The 17,809-nt window shown below is 70.1% G+C and carries 13 protein-coding genes and 1 pseudogene; 4 read left to right on the top strand and 10 right to left on the bottom strand.

Going from position 1 to position 17,809, the window contains the following annotated elements; genetic code table 11:
* Positions 1-153: 153 nt before the first annotated feature.
* From AB0N06_RS27935 to AB0N06_RS27915, 5 genes are all read right to left on the bottom strand, one after another.
* On the bottom strand, positions 154-1,800 hold the full coding sequence (locus AB0N06_RS27935) for a DEAD/DEAH box helicase (protein ID WP_366137447.1): 1,647 nt from the start codon (positions 1,798-1,800) through the stop codon (positions 154-156).
* Between the two features lie 217 nt (positions 1,801-2,017).
* On the bottom strand, positions 2,018-2,221 hold the full coding sequence (locus AB0N06_RS27930) for a cold-shock protein (protein WP_003969786.1): 204 nt from the start codon (positions 2,219-2,221) through the stop codon (positions 2,018-2,020).
* 249 nt (positions 2,222-2,470) lie between these two features.
* Complete coding sequence (locus AB0N06_RS27925; protein ID WP_366137446.1) at positions 2,471-3,628, bottom strand: acetyl-CoA C-acetyltransferase; 1,158 nt, start codon at positions 3,626-3,628, stop codon at positions 2,471-2,473.
* Between the two features lie 34 nt (positions 3,629-3,662).
* A complete protein-coding gene (locus AB0N06_RS27920; protein WP_366137445.1) occupies positions 3,663-4,274 on the bottom strand; it encodes a TetR/AcrR family transcriptional regulator in 612 nt (203 codons plus the stop codon).
* 54 nt (positions 4,275-4,328) lie between these two features.
* Positions 4,329-5,111, bottom strand: a complete 783-nt coding sequence (locus AB0N06_RS27915) for an SDR family oxidoreductase (RefSeq protein WP_366137444.1) — start codon at positions 5,109-5,111, stop codon at positions 4,329-4,331.
* A gap of 87 nt (positions 5,112-5,198) precedes the next feature.
* On the opposite strand from AB0N06_RS27915, the gene AB0N06_RS27910 reads away from it, so the two are divergent.
* The 3 genes from AB0N06_RS27910 to AB0N06_RS27900 are packed head-to-tail and all read left to right on the top strand — an operon-like array spanning position 5,199 to position 7,488.
* The gene (locus tag AB0N06_RS27910; RefSeq protein ID WP_366137443.1) at positions 5,199-5,360 is read left to right on the top strand and encodes a hypothetical protein; all 162 of its coding nucleotides are present in this window, start codon (positions 5,199-5,201) and stop codon (positions 5,358-5,360) included.
* Positions 5,360-6,505: an acyl-CoA dehydrogenase family protein gene (locus AB0N06_RS27905; protein WP_366137442.1), complete on the top strand. Its 1,146-nt coding sequence runs from the start codon at positions 5,360-5,362 to the stop codon at positions 6,503-6,505. Before AB0N06_RS27910 ends, AB0N06_RS27905 begins: the two co-directional genes overlap by 1 nt.
* Complete coding sequence (locus AB0N06_RS27900; RefSeq protein WP_366137441.1) at positions 6,505-7,488, top strand: acyl-CoA dehydrogenase family protein; 984 nt, start codon at positions 6,505-6,507, stop codon at positions 7,486-7,488. Before AB0N06_RS27905 ends, AB0N06_RS27900 begins: the two co-directional genes overlap by 1 nt.
* A gap of 88 nt (positions 7,489-7,576) precedes the next feature.
* Here AB0N06_RS27900 and AB0N06_RS27895 read toward each other — a convergent pair whose 3' ends face one another.
* The 3 genes and pseudogenes from AB0N06_RS27895 to AB0N06_RS27885 form a co-directional block, all read right to left on the bottom strand.
* Positions 7,577-8,080 (bottom strand): pyridoxamine 5'-phosphate oxidase family protein, encoded by a 504-nt coding sequence (locus tag AB0N06_RS27895; RefSeq protein ID WP_366137440.1) that lies wholly within the window; start codon positions 8,078-8,080, stop codon positions 7,577-7,579.
* A 134-nt stretch (positions 8,081-8,214) separates the two neighbouring features.
* Positions 8,215-8,769, bottom strand: a pseudogene (locus tag AB0N06_RS27890) (HutD family protein); the annotation flags it as partial.
* Positions 8,766-9,485, bottom strand: a complete 720-nt coding sequence (locus AB0N06_RS27885; protein WP_366137439.1) for a VWA domain-containing protein — start codon at positions 9,483-9,485, stop codon at positions 8,766-8,768. The gene AB0N06_RS27885 and the pseudogene AB0N06_RS27890, both read right to left, overlap by 4 nt.
* A 360-nt stretch (positions 9,486-9,845) precedes the next feature.
* Between AB0N06_RS27885 and AB0N06_RS27880 the strand changes: the two genes are divergently transcribed.
* The gene (locus AB0N06_RS27880) at positions 9,846-10,781 is read left to right on the top strand and encodes a rhomboid family intramembrane serine protease (RefSeq protein WP_366137438.1); all 936 of its coding nucleotides are present in this window, start codon (positions 9,846-9,848) and stop codon (positions 10,779-10,781) included.
* A 155-nt stretch (positions 10,782-10,936) separates the two neighbouring features.
* Here the strand turns inward: AB0N06_RS27880 and AB0N06_RS27875 are convergent, their stop codons facing one another.
* Both AB0N06_RS27875 and gltB read right to left on the bottom strand, forming a co-directional pair.
* The gene (locus AB0N06_RS27875) at positions 10,937-12,397 is read right to left on the bottom strand and encodes a glutamate synthase subunit beta (RefSeq protein ID WP_366137437.1); all 1,461 of its coding nucleotides are present in this window, start codon (positions 12,395-12,397) and stop codon (positions 10,937-10,939) included.
* Positions 12,390-16,976, bottom strand: coding sequence for a glutamate synthase large subunit (gltB, locus tag AB0N06_RS27870; protein WP_366137436.1), 4,587 nt, complete (start codon positions 16,974-16,976; stop codon positions 12,390-12,392). The genes AB0N06_RS27875 and gltB overlap by 8 nt, the downstream gene beginning before the upstream one ends.
* Between the last annotated feature and the right edge of the window lie 833 nt (positions 16,977-17,809).

Here is a 17,809-nt window from a genome sequence, read left to right as displayed (position 1 = left end):
ATGCCCGGGTCCGTCCGGGGGCCGCTCCATGGTGCGGGACGAAAGAGCCGGACGGGCGGATGGATCCAGCCTGTCCGGCACCCCCGGACCGGGGTCCGGGGCAGAGCACCGGTGCGGTGACCAGGTCGACCGGTCACCGCACCTCGTACGCTGCTATGCCGCCCTGCGACCCCGCGCGGCCGCGCTGCCATTGCTTCGCCCGGAGCCTCCCGCGCGCCCCGGAGCCGCGCCCGAACCGTTGCCACGGCCCGCGCCGCCGGCCCGTGCCGCGCCGCCACCCTGCGGGGCCCCGGTCCCGGCTCCGCTTCCGGCGCCGGACCCACCGCGTCGGCCCCGGCCTCGGGTGCCGGAACGCAACGGCGCACCCCCTCCGGTTCCACCGGCCCCGCCCGACCGTGTGCGCGGCTTCGGCTGGGTCGGCTGGGGGACCTCGATGACGACCGCGATGCCGGACGGTTCGCGCGCCCCGGTGATCCGGCTGAGTTCCTCGTCGCTGGACTTGATCCGGGTGGTTCGCGGCGCGATGCCCGCGTCGGCCATCAGCCGGTTCATCTCCCGCTTCTCCTCCGGCAGCACCAGTGTGACGACGCTGCCCGATTCCCCGGCGCGCGCCGTGCGACCGCCGCGGTGGAGATAGTCCTTGTGGTCCGTCGGCGGGTCCACGTTCACGACCAGGTCGAGGTCGTCGACGTGGATGCCGCGGGCGGCCACGTTCGTCGCGACGAGCGCGGTGACCTGACCGTTCTTGAACTGGTCGAGCGTCCGGTTGCGCTGCGGCTGGGAGCGTCCGCCGTGCAGTGCGGCAGCCCGGACACCGCTGGCCAGCAGCCGCTTGGCGAAACGGTCGGCGGCACGCTTGGTGTCCACGAACATGATCACGCGGCCGTCGCGGGCCGCGATCCTGGTGGCGATCGCCTTCTTGTCGGTCTCGTCGGCCACATGCAGCACGTGGTGCTCCATGGTGGTGACGGCGCCCGCGGAGGGGTCGACCGAGTGCACGACCGGGTCGGTCAGGAACATCTTGACCAGCCGGTCGATGTTCTTGTCCAGGGTCGCGGAGAACAGCATCCGCTGACCGTCCGGCTCGACCTGCTTGAGCAGTCCGACGACCTGGGGCATGAAGCCCATGTCGGCCATCTGGTCGGCCTCGTCGAGAACGGTGATGGACACCTGGTCGAGTCGGGCATCGCCGCGCTCGATGAGGTCCTTCAGCCGGCCCGGCGTGGCGACGAGCACCTCGGCGCCACGGCGCAGCGTGCCGGCCTGCTTGCCGATCGACATGCCGCCGACGACGGTGGCGAGCCGCAGGTTCACGGATGTCGCGTACGGCGTGAGTGCGTCGGTCACCTGCTGGGCGAGTTCGCGGGTCGGGACGAGGACGAGTGCCAGCGGGGCGCGCGGCTCGGCGCGGCGTCCGGCGGTGCGGGCGAGCAGCGCGAGGCCGAAGGCCAGGGTCTTGCCGGAGCCGGTGCGGCCGCGGCCGAGGATGTCCCGGCCTGCGAGCGAGTTCGGCAGGGTGGCGCCCTGGATCGGGAACGGATCGGTGACGCCCTGCGCGGCAAGGGTTTTCAGCAGGGCGGCGGGCATGTCCAGCTCGGCGAACGCCTCGACGGCGGGCAGTGCGGGGGTCATGGTTTCGGGCAGGGCGAATTCGCCCTGCGGCGGCGTGGCCCTGCGACGGGGCGACGCCTTGCCGGATCCCTTGCCGGAACCCTTAGCGGTTGCCTGTGCCTGGGCCGTGCCGCGCCCCCTCGACGGGCGGGTGCGGGCGGGTCGGTCCTGGCGTTCGGAGCGGGTCATACGGAATTGCCCTCCTGGGGATTCCTGGGAACTACTGGGGACTGCTGGGGACTCTACGGAGCGCGCGTACCGGCTCGTGAATTCTCGGTGAATGTTCGAGAATTCCGGTCGTATGTGCGTACGCGCGGGACTCTCGGCGCACTTCCCCGGGACAGCACAAGCCGGGGCCCGCACCTTCACGGTGCGGGCCCCGGCTGCGAGGTACGCGTCGCGGCAATTAGGCCGGGACGATGTTCTCCGCCTGCGGGCCCTTCTGGCCCTGCGTGACGTCGAAGGAGACCTTCTGGCCCTCCTGGAGCTCACGGAAGCCCGAGGTGGCGATGTTGGAGTAGTGGGCGAAGACGTCGGCGCCGCCGCCGTCCTGCTCGATGAAGCCGAAGCCCTTTTCCGAGTTGAACCACTTCACGGTTCCAGTAGCCATGTCATTCTCCTCAAGAGGTGCAGTGCCGGAAATCCGCACTTTACGAATTCCAAGTCGCCGCATTGAGCCCCATCCGGAGAAAGCCGGAAAACAATAATGCGCCTGAGGAAGCATTTCCGTCAGGCGCACATAAAGTTCATGGGTACCAAAACTGCAACCGGACCACCGTAGCACGTTCTGCCGACCAGCGGCGGATCTTGCCACGCCGCGGGTCGGCGGACTCCCGCGGAGGCCTTGACGGCAACCGGTTCACAGCCGTTCGATGATCGTCACGTTCGCCTGGCCGCCGCCCTCGCACATGGTCTGCAGGCCGTAGCGGCCGCCCGTGCGTTCCAGTTCGTGCAGCAGCGTCGTCATCAGCCTGGTGCCGGTGGCGCCGAGCGGGTGCCCGAGTGCGATCGCTCCGCCGTTGACGTTGACCCGGTCCGGGTCGGCACCGGTCTCCTTCAGCCAGGCCAGCACGACCGGCGCGAACGCCTCGTTGATCTCGACCAGGTCGATGTCGTCGATGGTCATGCCGGTCTTCTTCAGTGCGTACACGGTGGCCGGGATGGGCGCCGACAGCATCCGGATCGGGTCCTCGCCGCGCACCGAGAGGTGGTGGATGCGGGCGCGCGGGGTGAGGCCGTGTCCGGCGACGGCGCGTTCGGAGGCGATGAGCATCGCGGCGGCCCCGTCGGACACCTGGGAGGAGCAGGCGGCGGTGATCGTGCCGCTGTCCACGACCGGCTTCAGCGCGGCCATCTTCTCCAGCGTGGTGTCGCGGCGCGGCCCCTCGTCGACGGTGACGTCCCCGTACGCGACGGTCTCGCGGGCGAAGCGGCCCTCGTCGATGGCGCGGATCGCCCTCCGGTGGGAGCGGAGCGCGAACTCCTCCATGTCCCGGCGGCTGATGCCCCACCTCTCGGCGATCAGCTGGGCGCCGTGGAACTGGTCGACCGGCTGGTCGCCGTACCGGGCGCGCCAGCCCTCGCTGCCCGCGTACGGACCTTCGGTGAGGCCGAGGGGTTCGGCGGCCCGGCGGGAGGCGAAGGCGATCGGGATCTGCGTCATGTTCTGGGTGCCGCCCGCGACGACCAGGTCCTGGGTGCCGGAGAGGACGCCCTGGGCGGCGAAGTGGACGGCCTGCTGCGAGGAGCCGCACTGCCGGTCGACGGTGACGCCGGGGACCTCCTCGGGCAGTCCCGCCGCCAGCCAGCAGGTCCGGGCGATGTCGCCGGCCTGCGGTCCGACGGTGTCGAGGCAGCCGAAGATGACGTCCTCGACGGCCGCCGGGTCGATGCCGGTGCGCTCGACGAGGGCCCTCAGCACATGGGCGCCGAGGTCGGCGGGGTGGACGGCCCCGAGCCCTCCCCCGCGTCGGCCGACCGGGGTGCGTACCGCTTCGACGATGTAGGCCTCGGCCATGACTGCCGCTCCTTGAGAGGTCCGTGGGTGTGGGTTACGTACGCAGAGCGATGCCGTCCAGCACCATCGAGAGGTACTGGCGGGCGATTTCCTCGGGGCTGTGCTGTCCGCCCGGCCGGTACCAGGAGGCCGCTACCCAGACGGTGTCGCGGACGAACCGGTAGGTGAGCCGGATGTCGAGGTCGGCGCGGAAGACCTCGGCGGCGACGCCGCGTTCCAGCGTGCCGAGCCATGCCTTCTCGAACTTCTGCTGCGAGTCGATGAGATAGGCGAAGCGCGGCTGGGTGGCGAGGTGTCTGGACTCCTTCTGGTAGATGGCGACGGCGGCGCGGTGCCGGTCGATCTCCCGGAAGGACTCGGTGACGAGCGCCTCGATGGTCTCGCGGGGGCCGAGTCCGGCGGCGAGCACCGCGTCGTACCCCTCCCAGAGTTCGGTGAGGAAGGTGGAGAGGATCTCGTCGACCATCGATTCCTTGGAATCGAAGTGGTAGTAGAGGCTGCCCGCGAGCATCCCGGCCTCGTCCGCGATCTTGCGGACTGTGGTGGCGTTGTATCCCTGCGCGGCAAAGACCTCGGCGGCGGTGTCGAGGAGTTCGCGGCGCCGCTCGGGCGAGGGGGTCACCTGGGGCTTCTTCTTGGTAGGCACCCGCCCATTCTCCGCCCGTGGGATGCCCCCGCGGACGCGTCGGCGGCTGCCCGGTCAGGCATGTTGGCTGCTGACCGGGACGACTTCGCCCGTCATGTACGAGGAGTAGCCGCTGGCCAGGAAGACGATGACATTGGCGACCTCCCAGGGTTCGGCGTACCGGCCGAACGCCTCCTTGCGGGTCAGTTCGTCGAGGAGTTCGGCGGAGGTGACCTTCACCAGGTGCGGGTGCATGGCCAGGCTGGGGGCGACGGCGTTGACCCGTACGCCGTACGCGGCGGCCTCCACGGCGGCGCACCGGGTGAGCGCCATGACGCCCGCCTTCGCCGCGGCGTAGTGGGCCTGGCCGCTCTGGGCGCGCCAGCCGATGACGGAGGCGTTGTTGACGACGACGCCGCCGCGGCCCGCGGCCCGGAGGGAGCGCAGGGCGGCGCGGGTGCAGCGGAAGGTGCCGTTCAGGGTGACGTCGAGGACCGTGGACCACTGTGCGTCGGTCATCTCGGTGAGCTCGGCGGTACCGCCGAGCCCGGCGTTGTTGACGACGATGTCGAGACCGCTGTGGGCCTGTTCGGCGTGGGCGAAGAGGGCCTGGACCTGGGCCTCGTCGGTGACGTCGCAGGGCAGCGAGGTGACGCGTTCGGCGCCGAACTCGTCGGCGAGCGTCTGTTCGGTCTCCTTGAGACGGCGGGCATGGGCGTCGCCGAGGGTGACGCGAGCGCCTTCCTCCAGGAATTTACGTGCGGTGGCGCCGCCGATACCGGCGCCGGCGGCCGCGGTGATGACCGCGGTGCGGCCGGTCAGCAGTCCGTGTCCCGGTATGTACTGCGGTGCGCTCACGCCCGCGCCTCCTCGGTCCCCGGTTCCTCGACGGTCCTGACGTCCGTACGTTAACCTACCAAACACTTGTTAGGGAAGGATGAGCCGATGCCCCCTGTCCATGACCCGACCGCCGCAGCCGACGGGGCCGGTCCCGCCGGAGCAGAACCCGTGCTGCACGAGCACCGGGGCCCGGCCGCGTACGTCACGCCGAGCGGCCCCCGTCGCCGCACCCCTCCGAACGCGGCGCCGAGGAAGGCGGGCGTCTGATGGATCTGGCCTTCACCGCAGGTCAGGAAGCGTTCCGGACCGAGGCCCGGCAGTGGCTCCGTGCCCATGTGCCCGCCGAGCCCCTGCCGTCCCTGGAGACCGCGGAGGGCTTCGCCGCGCACCGGGAGTGGGAGGCACGGCTGCATGCGGACCGCTGGTCGGTCGTCTCCTGGCCGTCCGAGTACGGCGGCCGGGGCGTCGACATCGTCACGTGGCTGATCTTCGAGGAGGAGTACTACGCGGCGGGCGGCCCCGGCCGGGTCTCGCAGAACGGCATCAGCCTCCTCGCTCCGACACTCTTCGACCACGCCACGGACGAACAGCGGGCCAGGATCCTGCCGTCGATGGCGAGCGGCGAGGTGATCTGGGCTCAGGCCTGGTCCGAACCGGAGTCGGGCTCGGACCTGGCGTCCCTGCGCTCGCGAGCGGTGCGGACGGACGGCGGCTGGCTGCTGTCGGGGCAGAAGACCTGGTCGTCGCGGGCGGCGTTCGCGGACCGGGCGTTCGGGATCTTCCGTACGGATCCGGAGGCGACGAAGCCGCACCACGGGCTGACCTACGTGATGTTCGACCTGTCGGCAGCGGGCGTCTCGGTCCGGCCGATCGGACGGCTCGACGGCAAGCCGGCCTTCGCCGAACTCTTCCTGGACGAGGTGTTCGTACCGGACGAGGACGTCATCGGGGAGCCGGGGCAGGGCTGGCGCATCGCCATGTCGACGACGGGCAACGAGCGCGGGCTGACGCTGCGCTCCCCCGGTCGCTTCCTCGCCGCGGCGGACCGGCTGGCGGAGCTGTGGCGCAGGCACGGGGACCCGTCGGACACGGCGGTGCGGGACCGGGTCGCGGATGCGGTGATCGGGGCGCGCGCGTACCAGCTGTTCACCTACGCCAACGCGTCGCGGTTCGCGGCGGGCGCGGACATCGGCGCCGAGTCGAGTCTGAACAAGGTGTTCTGGTCGGAGTACGACATCACGCTGCACGAGACGGCGCTCGACCTGCTGGGCGCGGACGGCGAACTCGCCGACGGGGAATGGGCGCAGGGGTACGTCTTCTCCCTCGCGGGTCCCCTCTACGCCGGTACGAACGAGATCCAGCGGGACATCATCGCCGAGCGGCTGCTCGGCCTGCCGAAGGGACGGCGCTGATGAGATTCCTCCTCGACGACGAGCAGCGGGAGTTCGCCCGCTCGCTGGACGCGATGCTGACGGCGGCCGGCACGCCCGCGGTGGTACGGGCATGGGGGGCCGGGGACCACGGGCCGGGGCGGGCGCTGTGGGCGCGGCTCGCGGAGGCGGGAGTGTTCGCGCTGGCGGTACCGGAGGCGTACGAGGGGGTCGGCCCTCTGCCGGTGGAACTCGCAGTGGCCTTCGTGGAGTTGGGGCGGCATGTGATGCCGGGGCCGGTGGTGGAAACGGTGGCGGCGGCGGTGCTGTTGAGCCGGGTGGGGGGTCCGGCGGCGAAGGAGTGGCTGCCCCGGCTGGCGTCCGGGGCGGCGGCGACGCTGAGCCTGGGCGACGGGGTGTTCGCGCTGGACGCGGATGCGGTGGACGCGGTGTTCGCGGTGTCGGGGGACGAGCTGCGGCTGGCCGGCGGGCACGGCCCGCTGCGCGTGTCGTCCGACCCGGCGCGGCGGCTCTTCCATGTCGAACCGGGCGGGCAGCTGCTCGCCTCTGGGCCGCGGGTGGTGGAGGCCGCCGCCGCGGCGGCGGACTGGGCGGCGTTCGCGACGGCGGCGCAGGCGCTGGGGGCGGGAGAGGCGCTGCTGCGGGCGACGGTCGAGTACGTGAAGCAGCGCACGCAGTTCGGGGTGGCGATCGGATCGTTCCAGGCGGTCAAGCACCGGCTGGCGGACACGTTGACCGGCCTGGAGTTCGCCCGCCCACTGCTGTTCGGGGCGGCGCTGGCGCTCGCCGAGAAGGCGCCGCACGCCGGGGCGGATGTGGCGGCGGCGAAGGTCACGGCGGGCGAGGCGGCCCATGCGGCGGCGAGGGCGGCGCTGCAGTTGCATGGGGCGGTGGGATATACGGAGGAGCTGGACCTGTCGCTGTGGCTGCGGAAGGCGAGGCCGTTGCGGGATGCCTGGGGAGCGCCGGCGGCGTGCCGGGAGCGGGTGGTGGCGGGCGGCTGAGGGGCCGGGGCGTCCGGCGGTCGTTCCGTCCTCGGTCGCCGGGCCGAGGGGAGGTGCCTGCCGAGCCCGGCAGGCACCTGTTCGGGCGTCAGGTGGTCTCACGCGGGCTGCCGTCGTCCGCTGCGCGGTGGATCGTGCGCAGCGGCTCGCCCGGGCGCCAGACCCGGACGACCAGGTCCTCGTTCTCCAGCCCCGTGCTGACGACCTCCGTCAGCTCCGTGCGGAAGAGATGGAACGGCTCCGGCGGCTTCACCTCCCCGATGAAGCGGGCCAGGACGTCGGGGTCGGTCTCCTCCACCGCGTGGCCGCAGACCCGGACGTCGGCATACTCCATCGCGTCGTCCGGTCCCGGATTCGCGTGCATCGCGAACCGCGGATCGCGCCGCAGGTCCAGCGCCTTGCGCGAGTTCGGCATCATGCCGAGCCACAGCTCACCGAAGCAGAAGTTCACTTCCAGTCCGGTCACGCGTGGTGAACCGTCCTTGCGGAGGGTGGCCAGGATGTGGTGCTTGTGCTGCTCGAAGCGGGCCTGAACGGTCTCGGCGAAGCCCGGCTCCGCCACCTGGAACGCTGCCCATGAACTCGATGTCATGGTTCCATCGAACCGTTGAATCCCGACATCTTCTGTCCGGATTTCCAGGGCGTCACCGGTTCGGATGCCGTACCGCCATGATCGTGGTGTGCTGTACGAGATCTTTGGCCGTCATCGTGGCAGCCGCCGGCCGGTGACAGGGTGATCACCAGCGCCCACCCGTGGGTGCGGAGCACCAAGGGTACCGCACCTTCCATCAACACCGCGTCATAGCAGTCGAGTTCGATGTCCTGGCCTTCGAGCGCCGCACCGTCCTCCACTGCGACGGCCAGGACCGTGCCGCCCTCCGGCGCTTGCAGCCGGACGGTGCCGCGTACGACCGCGACCTCCGCCGCCGTACGTTCTCTGCGGTACATCACATTGAGGTTCACGACGGGGCCGCCGAGGAGCTGCCCGTCCGTCTCCAGGTCCCCGGGGAAGTCGTGGGGCCAGTACTGCTCGTCGACGATGTGGTGCTCGCCGCCCACCATGAGGTCCATCCCGGCGCCCTCGACCACGGTCAGCGTGCGGTCGACCCCGGGAAACGAGGAGAACGGCCCGTCCGCGGTCACATCGGCGAGGCTGACCCGCCAGTCGAAGTCGGCCAGCGGTGCGCCCTCGGGGGAAGCAGCGATCTCCCGGGTGACTCCCCCACCGTTCTTCCAGGGCGCGGCCGTGCGGTCGGCCGCCCTCAGCACCCGTGGCATCACGTGACGATCCCCTGCGCCCGGGCCGCGGTCAGCCAGCTGGGGAATTCGGCGACGAGCCGGTCGTACAGCTCGGAGTCCGGAACCTGCTGCGGATCGAGTCCGGCGTGGAAGAAGCCGGCGTTGTCGACGGGGCGCTTGGCGGGCACGGCCAGTTCGTCGAGCTTGTGCAGGAAGTTGAACTGCGAGCTTCGCTTGTTGCCGAAGCCGATGAACTGCCAGAACATCGGCAGCTTCGCCGCCTTGCAGAGATAGCGCTCCGCCGCGAGCTTGTTGATCGGGCCACCGTCGGTCTGGAAGACGACGAGCGCGGGCGCGGTCGAGCCGCTGTCGAGGTAGTGGTCGATGACCGCGTCCATGGCCAGGTGGTAGCTGGTCTTCCCCATGTGTCCGAGTCCGGCGACGATGTGGTCGACGCGCCCGACGTGGTTGTCGAGGGCTATGTCGGTGACGGCGTCGATGTCCGTGGAGAAGAAGACGACGGGGACGCGGCCGTCGTCGTCGAGGTGCGCCGACAGGCCGAGCACCCGGTCGGCGAGGGCCTGGACGCTGCCGTCCTTGTAGTACTCCTTCATGGAGCCGGAGTAGTCGAGCACGAGATAGACGGCCGCGCGCTCGCCACTGAGCCGGTGCTTCTGCAGGGAGACCCCGGCGCTCCTGTAGAGGCTGACGAGCGCGGGCGCGGTCTCCTCGACCTTGCGGAGACTGATGCCGGCCATACGGGGCTCCGTTCCTGAGAGGGGAGTTGGACCGACCGGCAATGGGGGGTGGGTGAAGGAGCGGGGCTGGGGTGCGTGCATCGCAAGGCGGAGGACTGAGCCATGGCGGAGCCCTGGTGAGGGACGACAACGCCGCGAGGTGCGTGCCCCAGCCCCGTGACGCCGCCCCCCCATTGCCGGTCGGTCTTACGAGGTTACGTCACCGTGGTGGACCGGCTGCGGCGTTGTGGACGCCCCCGGCCCTTCCCGCCCTGGTCCGTGCCCGGACCCGGCCGCGTCCGCGCGGCCCTCGTTCGCTATGTTGAGCGCCGCCGACCCCCACCGGCCGCCCGCCACCGTCCCCCCGTGAAGGAGCCGGCCATGGAGGCCGCTGCCACCACCTGCTACCGCCATCCGTCGTACGAGACGTATGTGCGCTGCACCCGCTGCGACCGCTACATCTGCCCGGACTGCATGCGTGAGGCCGCGGTCGGCCACCACTGCGTGGAGTGCGTGAAGGAGGGGCAGCGGTCGATCCGGCAGGCGCGCACGGTCTTCGGCGGTGCGGTGTCGAGGACGGCGGTGCCCGTGGTGACGTTCGTACTGATGGGCCTGAACATCGTGGCGTATCTGGGCGAGTTGGTTCGCCCCGGGATCGTCGACCGGTTCGGGATGCTCGGCGCGGGTCTGGTCGGACCCCACGGCGGCCAGTACATGTACGAGAGCGGGGACTTCCCCGGGTTCCACGCGATCGGTGTGGTGGACGGCGAGTGGTACCGGCTGCTGACCGGAGCGTTCCTTCATCTCCCGCCGGGCTCGGCGTTGTTCGGCGCGCTGCCGTTCGGGGTGCTGCACATCCTCTTCAACATGTACGGGCTGTGGAACCTGGGCCGGGTCGTCGAGGAGCAGCTGGGCCGGGGCCGGTATCTCGCGCTGTACCTTCTGTCCGCGCTGGGCGGCTCGGTGCTGGTGTACCTGGTCGCGCCGGACGCCCTCACGGTGGGCGCCTCGGGGGCGATCTTCGGTCTGGCGGCAGCGTTCTGGGTCATCAACCGGCGCCTCGGCCGGGACATGCAGGCGGTCAACCGGTTCATGGCCCAGTTCCTGATCTGGATGCTGATATCCGCGTGGTTCACCTCGTGGCAGGGGCACCTGGGCGGGCTGCTGACGGGCGGCATCGTCATGGCCGCTCTCGCGTACGCCCCGGCGAAGCGCCGTACCGCCGTGCAGATCGCCGCGTGCGGGGTGGTCTTCGTGGTACTGGTCGCCCTGGTCGTTCTGCAGACCTCGCAGCTGACCGGCGGCGCCGTGGCGTGAGCGTTCCGCCTGTCCGGCCCTGGCCGGCGCCCCTGGCCCGGACGCGCCACGGCGCCTGCCGAGATCGTCCGGTCGGGGACGGGCAGGCGCCGCGTTCAGTTCCGTACGCCTTTGTACGGGACGTCTGTTGTGGTGATGCGTACTCCTGGTGGTGCTCAGACCATCAGGGAACGGTCTGTCGGGCGGATCGGGGCCGGCAGTGCGCTGGCCCCGGTCAGGAAGCGGTCCACGCCACGGGCCGCGGAGCGGCCCTCGGCGATGGCCCACACGATGAGGGACTGGCCGCGGCCCGCGTCACCGGCGACGAACACACCGTCGACATTGGTGGCGTAGTCGCCGTCGCGCGCGACGTTGCCGCGTCCGTCGAGCTCCAGGCTGAACTGCTGGACCAGACCGTTGGACTGGTCGGTGCCGGTGAAGCCCATGGCCAGGGTGACCAGCTGCGCGGGGATCCGCCGCTCCGTGCCGGGCTTCTGCTCCAGCTTGCCGTCCTTGAACTCCACCTCGACGAGGTGCAGTGCCTGGACGTTGCCGTCCTCGTCGCCCTCGAAGTGGGTGGTGGAGACGGAGTAGACCCGCTCGCCGCCCTCCTCGTGCGCCGAGGTGACCTTGTACAGCATCGGGAAGGTCGGCCAGGGCTGGTTGGCGTTCCGCTCCTCGCCCGGCTTCGGCATGATCTCCAGCTGGGTGACGGAGGCCGCGCCCTGCCGGTGGGCGGTGCCGACGCAGTCGGCGCCGGTGTCGCCGCCGCCGATGACGACCACGTGCTTGCCCTCGGCGCTGATCGGGGAGACTGTCAGGTCGCCCTCCTGCACCTTGTTGGCGAGCGGCAGGTACTCCATCGCGAAGTGCACGCCGTTCAGCTCACGGCCCGGGACGGGCAGGTCGCGGGAGACGGTGGCACCGGCGGCGATGACGACCGCGTCGTGGCGGCGTCGGAGCTTGGCGGCGTCGATGTCCTTGCCGATCTCCACCTCCGTACGGAACTTGGTGCCTTCCGCGCGCATCTGCTCGATGCGGCGGTTGATGTGCGACTTCTCCATCTTGAACTCGGGGATGCCGTACCGGAGAAGGCCTCCGATGCGGTCCGCGCGCTCGTAGACGGCGACCGTGTGGCCGGCCCGGGTCAGCTGCTGGGCGGCGGCGAGACCCGCCGGACCCGAGCCGATGACCGCGACCGTCTTGCCGGAGAGGCGCTCGGGCGGCTGCGGGATGACGTCGCCGCTGCCCCACGCCTTGTCGATGATCGAGACTTCGACGTTCTTGATGGTGACGGCCGGCTGGTTGATGCCGAGCACGCACGCCGACTCACAGGGAGCCGGGCACAGCCGCCCGGTGAACTCCGGGAAGTTGTTCGTGGCGTGCAGGCGCTCGGACGCGGCCGACCAGTCCTCGCGGTAGGCGTAGTCGTTCCACTCGGGGATGAGGTTCCCCAGCGGGCAGCCGTTGTGGCAGAACGGGATGCCGCAGTCCATGCAGCGGCCGGCCTGCTTGCTGATGATCGGGAGCAGCGAGCCCCGAACGTAGACCTCGTTCCAGTCCTTGACGCGCTCGCCCGCGGGGCGGGTCTTGGCGACCTCGCGCCCGGTGGTCAGGAAGCCCTTGGGGTCAGCCATGGGTCGCCGCCTCCATCATCTTCTCGGTGGTCTCCTGCTCGGAGAGACCGGCGAGCTCAGCGGCTTCCTTGGCGGCGAGCACTGCCTTGTAGGTGGACGGGATGATCTTGCTGAAGCGGGAGACACCGCCGTCGGCGCTGTCCCACTCGGCAAGCAGCTTCTCGGCGACCGTGGACCCGGTCTCCTCCCGGTGACGGCGCACGACGTCGTGCAGCCACTGCTTGTCGCCGTCGGAGAGCGCCTCGATCGCGCCGAGGTTACCGACGTTGACGTTGTCGCGGTCCAGGTCGATGACGTACGCGACACCACCCGACATACCGGCGGCGAAGTTGCGTCCGGTCTCGCCGAGGACGACGGCGTGACCGCCGGTCATGTACTCGCAGCCGTGGTCGCCCACGCCTTCGGAGACGACCGTCGCGCCGGAGTTGCGGACGCAGAACCGCTCGCCGGTGCGGCCGCGCAGGAACAGCTCGCCGCCGGTCGCGCCGTAGGCGATGGTGTTGCCCGCGATGGTGGAGTACTCGGCGAGGTGCTCGGCGCCGCGGTCCGGGCGGACGATGACTCGGCCGCCGGAGAGGCCCTTGCCTACGTAGTCGTTGGCGTCGCCCTCCAGTCGCAGCGTCACACCGCTCGGCACGAACGCGCCGAACGACTGGCCGGCGGAGCCGGTGAAGGTGATGTCGATGGTGTCCTGCGGCAGACCCGCGCCGCCGAACTTCTTCGTCACCTCGTGGCCGAGCATCGTACCGACGGTCCGGTTGATGTTCCGGATCGCGATCTGGGCCCGGACCGGCTGGGCGGCCTCGGCACTGTCCGCGTTCAGGGCGTCGGCAGCGAGCTTGATCAGCTCGTTGTCGAGGGCCTTGTCGAGACCGTGGTCCTGCTCGATCAGCTGGTGGCGGACCGCGCCCTCGGGCAGCTCCGGGACGTAGAACAGGGGCTCCAGGTCGAGGCCCTGCGCCTTCCAGTGCGTGATCGCGCGGTCGGTGTCCAGCAGTTCGGCGTGGCCGACGGCCTCTTCGATCGTGCGGAAGCCGAGTTCGGCGAGGAGCTCGCGGACTTCCTGGGCGATGAACTCGAAGAAGTTGACGACGTATTCGGCCTTGCCGGAGAACCGGTCGCGCAGGACCGGGTTCTGGGTGGCGATGCCGACCGGACAGGTGTCGAGGTGGCAGACACGCATCATGACGCAGCCGGAGACGACGAGCGGCGCGGTCGCGAAACCGAACTCCTCGGCGCCCAGCAGCGCGGCGATGATGACGTCGCGGCCGGTCTTCAGCTGGCCGTCGGTCTGCACGACGATGCGGTCGCGCAGGCCATTGAGCAGCAGGGTCTGCTGCGTCTCGGCGAGGCCGAGCTCCCAGGGGCCGCCCGCGTGCTTCAGCGAGGTGAGCGGGGAGGCGCCTGTTCCGCCGTCGTGGCCGGAGATCAGGACGACGTCCGCGTGCGCCTTGGAGACACCCGCGGCGACTGTGCCGACGCCGGCCTCGGAGACCAGCTTCACGTGGATGCGGGCCGCCGGGTTGGCGTTCTTGAGGTCGTGGATCAGCTGAGCCAGGTCCTCGATGGAGTAGATGTCGTGGTGCGGCGGCGGGGAGATCAGACCGACACCCGGGGTGGAGTGCCGGGTCTTGGCGACCCACGGGTAGACCTTGTGGCCGGGCAGCTGGCCGCCCTCGCCGGGCTTGGCCCCCTGCGCCATCTTGATCTGGATGTCGTCCGCGTTGACCAGGTACTCGCTGGTCACACCGAAGCGGCCGGAGGCGACCTGCTTGATGGACGAGCGGCGCGCCGGGTCGTACAGCCGGTCGGCGTCCTCGCCGCCCTCACCGGTGTTGGACTTGCCGCCCAGCTGGTTCATGGCGATGGCGAGGGTCTCGTGCGCCTCGCGGGAGATCGAGCCGTACGACATGGCGCCGGTCGAGAACCGCTTGACGATGTCGGAGACGGACTCGACCTCGTCGATGGAGATCGCCTCGCGGTCCGACGTTCCGTTCTCATGCGTCTTGAGGGCGAACAGGCCGCGGAGCGTCATGAGGCGCTCGGACTGCTCGTTCACCCGGTCCGTGTACTTCTTGAAGATGTCGTACCGCTTGTTGCGTGTGGCGTGCTGGAGGCGGAAGACCGTCTCCGGGTCGAAGAGGTGCGGCTCGCCCTCGCGGCGCCACTGGTACTCGCCGCCGATCTCCAGAGCGCGGTGCGAGGCGGAGATGCCGGAGGCGGGGTACGCCTTGGCGTGCCGGGCGGCGACCTCCTCGGCGACGACGTCGAGTCCGGCGCCGCCGATCTTGGTGGCGGTGCCGTTGAAGTACTTCGTGACGAAGGCCTCGTCCAGGCCGACGGCCTCGAAGACCTGGGCGCCGCGGTAGGAGGCGACGGTGGAGATGCCCATCTTGGACATGACCTTCAGGACGCCCTTGCCGAGCGCGTAGATCAGGTTCCGAATGGCCTTCCCGGGCTCGATGCCCTCGATGAACGTGCCGGCCCGGACCAGGTCCTCGACGGACTCCATCGCCAGGTACGGGTTGACCGCGGCGGCGCCGTAACCGATCAGCAGCGCGACGTGGTGGACCTCGCGGACGTCCCCGGCCTCGACCAGCAGACCCACCTGGGTGCGCTGCTTGGTGCGGATGAGGTGGTGGTGGACGGCCGAGGTGAGCAGCAGCGACGGGATCGGTGCGTGCTCGGCGTCGGAGTGCCGGTCGGACAGGACGATCAGGCGGGCGCCGTTCTCTATGGCGGCGTCGACCTCGGTACAGATCTGCTCGATCCGCGCGGCGAGGGCCTCACCGCTGCCGCTGACCCGGTAGAGACCGGAGAGCGTGGCGGCCTTCATGCCCGGCATGTCGCCATCGGCATTGATGTGTATCAGCTTGGCCAGCTCGTCGTTGTCGATCACCGGGAACGGCAGCGTGACGCTGCGGCACGACGCGGCGGTCGGCTCCAGCAGGTTGCCCTGCGGGCCGAGCGTGGAGCGCAGCGAGGTGACGAGCTCCTCGCGGATGGCGTCCAGCGGCGGGTTGGTGACCTGCGCGAACAGCTGGGCGAAGTAGTCGAAGAGCAGCCGGGGGCGCTCGGACAGGGCGGCGATCGGCGAGTCCGTACCCATGGAGCCGAGCGGCTCGCCGGCGGTGCGGGCCATCGGCGCGAGGATGACGCGGAGCTCTTCCTCGGTGTAGCCGAAGGTCTGCTGGCGGCGGGTGACGGAGGCGTGCGTGTGCACGATGTGCTCGCGCTCGGGGAGATCCTCGAGCTCGATCTCGCCGGTCTCCAACCACTCCTGGTACGGCTGCTCGGCGGCGAGGCCCGCCTTGATCTCGTCGTCCTCGATGATGCGACCCTCGGCGGTGTCGACGAGGAACATCTTGCCGGGCTGCAGGCGGCCCTTGCGGACCACCTTCGCGGGGTCGATGTCCAGGACCCCGACCTCGGAGGAGAGGACGACGAGGCCGTCGTCGGTGACCCAGTACCGGCCCGGGCGCAGACCGTTGCGGTCGAGGACCGCGCCGACCTGGGTGCCGTCGGTGAAGGTGACGCAGGCCGGGCCGTCCCAGGGCTCCATCATCGTGGAGTGGTACTGGTAGAAGGCGCGGCGGGCCGGGTCCATGGAGTCGTGGTTCTCCCACGCCTCGGGGACCATCATCAGCACCGAGTGCGGCAGCGAGCGGCCGCCGAGGTGGAGCAGCTCCAGGACCTCGTCGAAGGAGGCGGAGTCGGAGGCGTCCGGGGTGCAGACGGGGAAGATCCGGTCAAGCTGCGCAGCTCCGAAGAGGCTCGACGCCAGCTGAGACTCGCGGGCCTTCATCCAGTTGCGGTTGCCCTTGACCGTGTTGATCTCGCCGTTGTGCGCGACGAAGCGGTACGGATGGGCGAGCGGCCAGCTCGGGAAGGTGTTCGTGGAGAAACGCGAGTGGACCAGCGCGACCGTGGTGGCGAAGCGCCGGTCGGAGAGGTCCGGGAAGAACGGCTCCAGCTGCCCGGTGGTGAGCATGCCCTTGTAGACGATCGTGCGGGCGGAGAGCGAGGGGAAGTACACCCCGGCCTCACGCTCGGCGCGCTTGCGCAGCACGAAGGCCTTGCGGTCGAGCGCGATGCCGGCGCTCGTACCGTCGGCAACGAAGAGCTGCCGGAATTCGGGCATGGTGGCGCGGGCGCCGTTGCCGAGGAAATCGGGGGTGACCGGGACCTCGCGCCAGCCGAGGACCTTGAGGCCCTCCTCGACAGCGATCTTCTCAAGCTTCTGGACGGCCTCGGTGGAGTCGTCCGCGGGCAGGAAGGCGATTCCGACGGCGTAGGCACCAGCCTCCGGGAGGTCGAAGGGGACCTCTTCGCGGAGGAAGGCGTCGGGCACCTGGAGCAGGATTCCGGCGCCGTCACCCGAGTCGGGCTCGGATCCGGTGGCGCCGCGGTGTTCGAGGTTGCGCAGTACGGTAAGCGCCTGCTCGACCAGCTCATGGCTGGCCACACCGGACAGAGTGGCCACGAACCCGACGCCACAGGCGTCGTGCTCGTTGCGGGGGTCGTACATCCCCTGCTGGGCGGGGCGACCGTCCATGGGCGACCAGGCGTCGGAACGCATCGGCTCTCCCGTCGTCGTCGTGGCATATGCAGTGCCGAGGGACGACGTTGGCCCTCTGCGAAATTTCATGCAGGTTACATAATGGGGCGCTTCTCAAGAAGCGGAAAGTCTGTTCCAACATGCGGACACCGCTCACGGAGCGGCGGGGGTTTGGGTCGCAGTCGGAGGATCGGCGCCCGGGGAGACCGCAGAGAGCAGGCGTCGTTGCCTGCGGTGTCTACGGCTCATGCCCGGCGGAAAAGGAATCGAAACCGCCGAGTAACGGCTACTTATGCGGAGCCTTGTATAGGGACTCATTTTACGTCGGGCGGAGGGGTTACGCCCAGAGGCGGTGGCCAAGACGTACGTCACACGGATGGCGCCCGGGTTACGGGCATGATCTCCGCGCGCGCCCCGGACCGTCCACGCGCCATGCCGGACAGGCGCCACAACCGGCCCCGTCCGGCTTGCGAGGGCATAGTGCGGAGAAAACGACGAACGCCGGCCCGGTCAGCTCCCATGCGGAGCGAATGGGACTCTCCTGCTCGAGCGAAGCCGAGAGCTTGGGGAAGGCCGACGGCAGCGCCGCATAGGTGCGTGCCGAACCCCGCGAGCCCAGCGTGATCCGAACGAGCGACCCCAAGGGTTGTCCCGTAATCCCTGACGGATCGGCGCGCGGCGTCGGATGTGGCGCATCGCAAGACGGAGGGGCGTCCGCATACTGGATGCGCGGCGCCACCCCACCTATGCGCGCGGCCTCTTAGCTTGGCTTTAAACCCCACCAAGATCATTTCTTGGTGGGGTTTGTCGTTCGCCTGACAGCTGAGCGGCCTCTGCTTGATCATGTGTTTCCG

Source organism: Streptomyces sp. NPDC051020, assembly GCF_040683105.1.
Taxonomy (GTDB): domain Bacteria; phylum Actinomycetota; class Actinomycetes; order Streptomycetales; family Streptomycetaceae; genus Streptomyces.
Note: the sequence above shows the minus strand (reverse complement) of the source record. Positions and strands in the feature narration are given on the sequence as shown.

What these genes read in the sequence shown, in the direction of transcription:
- AB0N06_RS27935 (WP_366137447.1), bottom strand. Translation starts at nt 1,800, where the DNA reads ATGACCCGCTCCGAACGCCAGGACCGACCCGCCCGCACCCGCCCGTCG.
- AB0N06_RS27930 (WP_003969786.1), bottom strand. Translation starts at nt 2,221, where the DNA reads ATGGCTACTGGAACCGTGAAGTGGTTCAACTCGGAAAAGGGCTTCGGC.
- AB0N06_RS27925 (WP_366137446.1), bottom strand. Translation starts at nt 3,628, where the DNA reads ATGGCCGAGGCCTACATCGTCGAAGCGGTACGCACCCCGGTCGGCCGA.
- AB0N06_RS27910 (WP_366137443.1), top strand. Translation starts at nt 5,199, where the DNA reads ATGCCCCCTGTCCATGACCCGACCGCCGCAGCCGACGGGGCCGGTCCC.
- AB0N06_RS27905 (WP_366137442.1), top strand. Translation starts at nt 5,360, where the DNA reads ATGGATCTGGCCTTCACCGCAGGTCAGGAAGCGTTCCGGACCGAGGCC.
- AB0N06_RS27900 (WP_366137441.1), top strand. Translation starts at nt 6,505, where the DNA reads ATGAGATTCCTCCTCGACGACGAGCAGCGGGAGTTCGCCCGCTCGCTG.
- AB0N06_RS27895 (WP_366137440.1), bottom strand. Translation starts at nt 8,080, where the DNA reads ATGACATCGAGTTCATGGGCAGCGTTCCAGGTGGCGGAGCCGGGCTTC.
- AB0N06_RS27885 (WP_366137439.1), bottom strand. Translation starts at nt 9,485, where the DNA reads ATGGCCGGCATCAGTCTCCGCAAGGTCGAGGAGACCGCGCCCGCGCTC.
- AB0N06_RS27880 (WP_366137438.1), top strand. Translation starts at nt 9,846, where the DNA reads ATGGAGGCCGCTGCCACCACCTGCTACCGCCATCCGTCGTACGAGACG.
- AB0N06_RS27875 (WP_366137437.1), bottom strand. Translation starts at nt 12,397, where the DNA reads ATGGCTGACCCCAAGGGCTTCCTGACCACCGGGCGCGAGGTCGCCAAG.
- gltB (WP_366137436.1), bottom strand. Translation starts at nt 16,976, where the DNA reads ATGCGTTCCGACGCCTGGTCGCCCATGGACGGTCGCCCCGCCCAGCAG.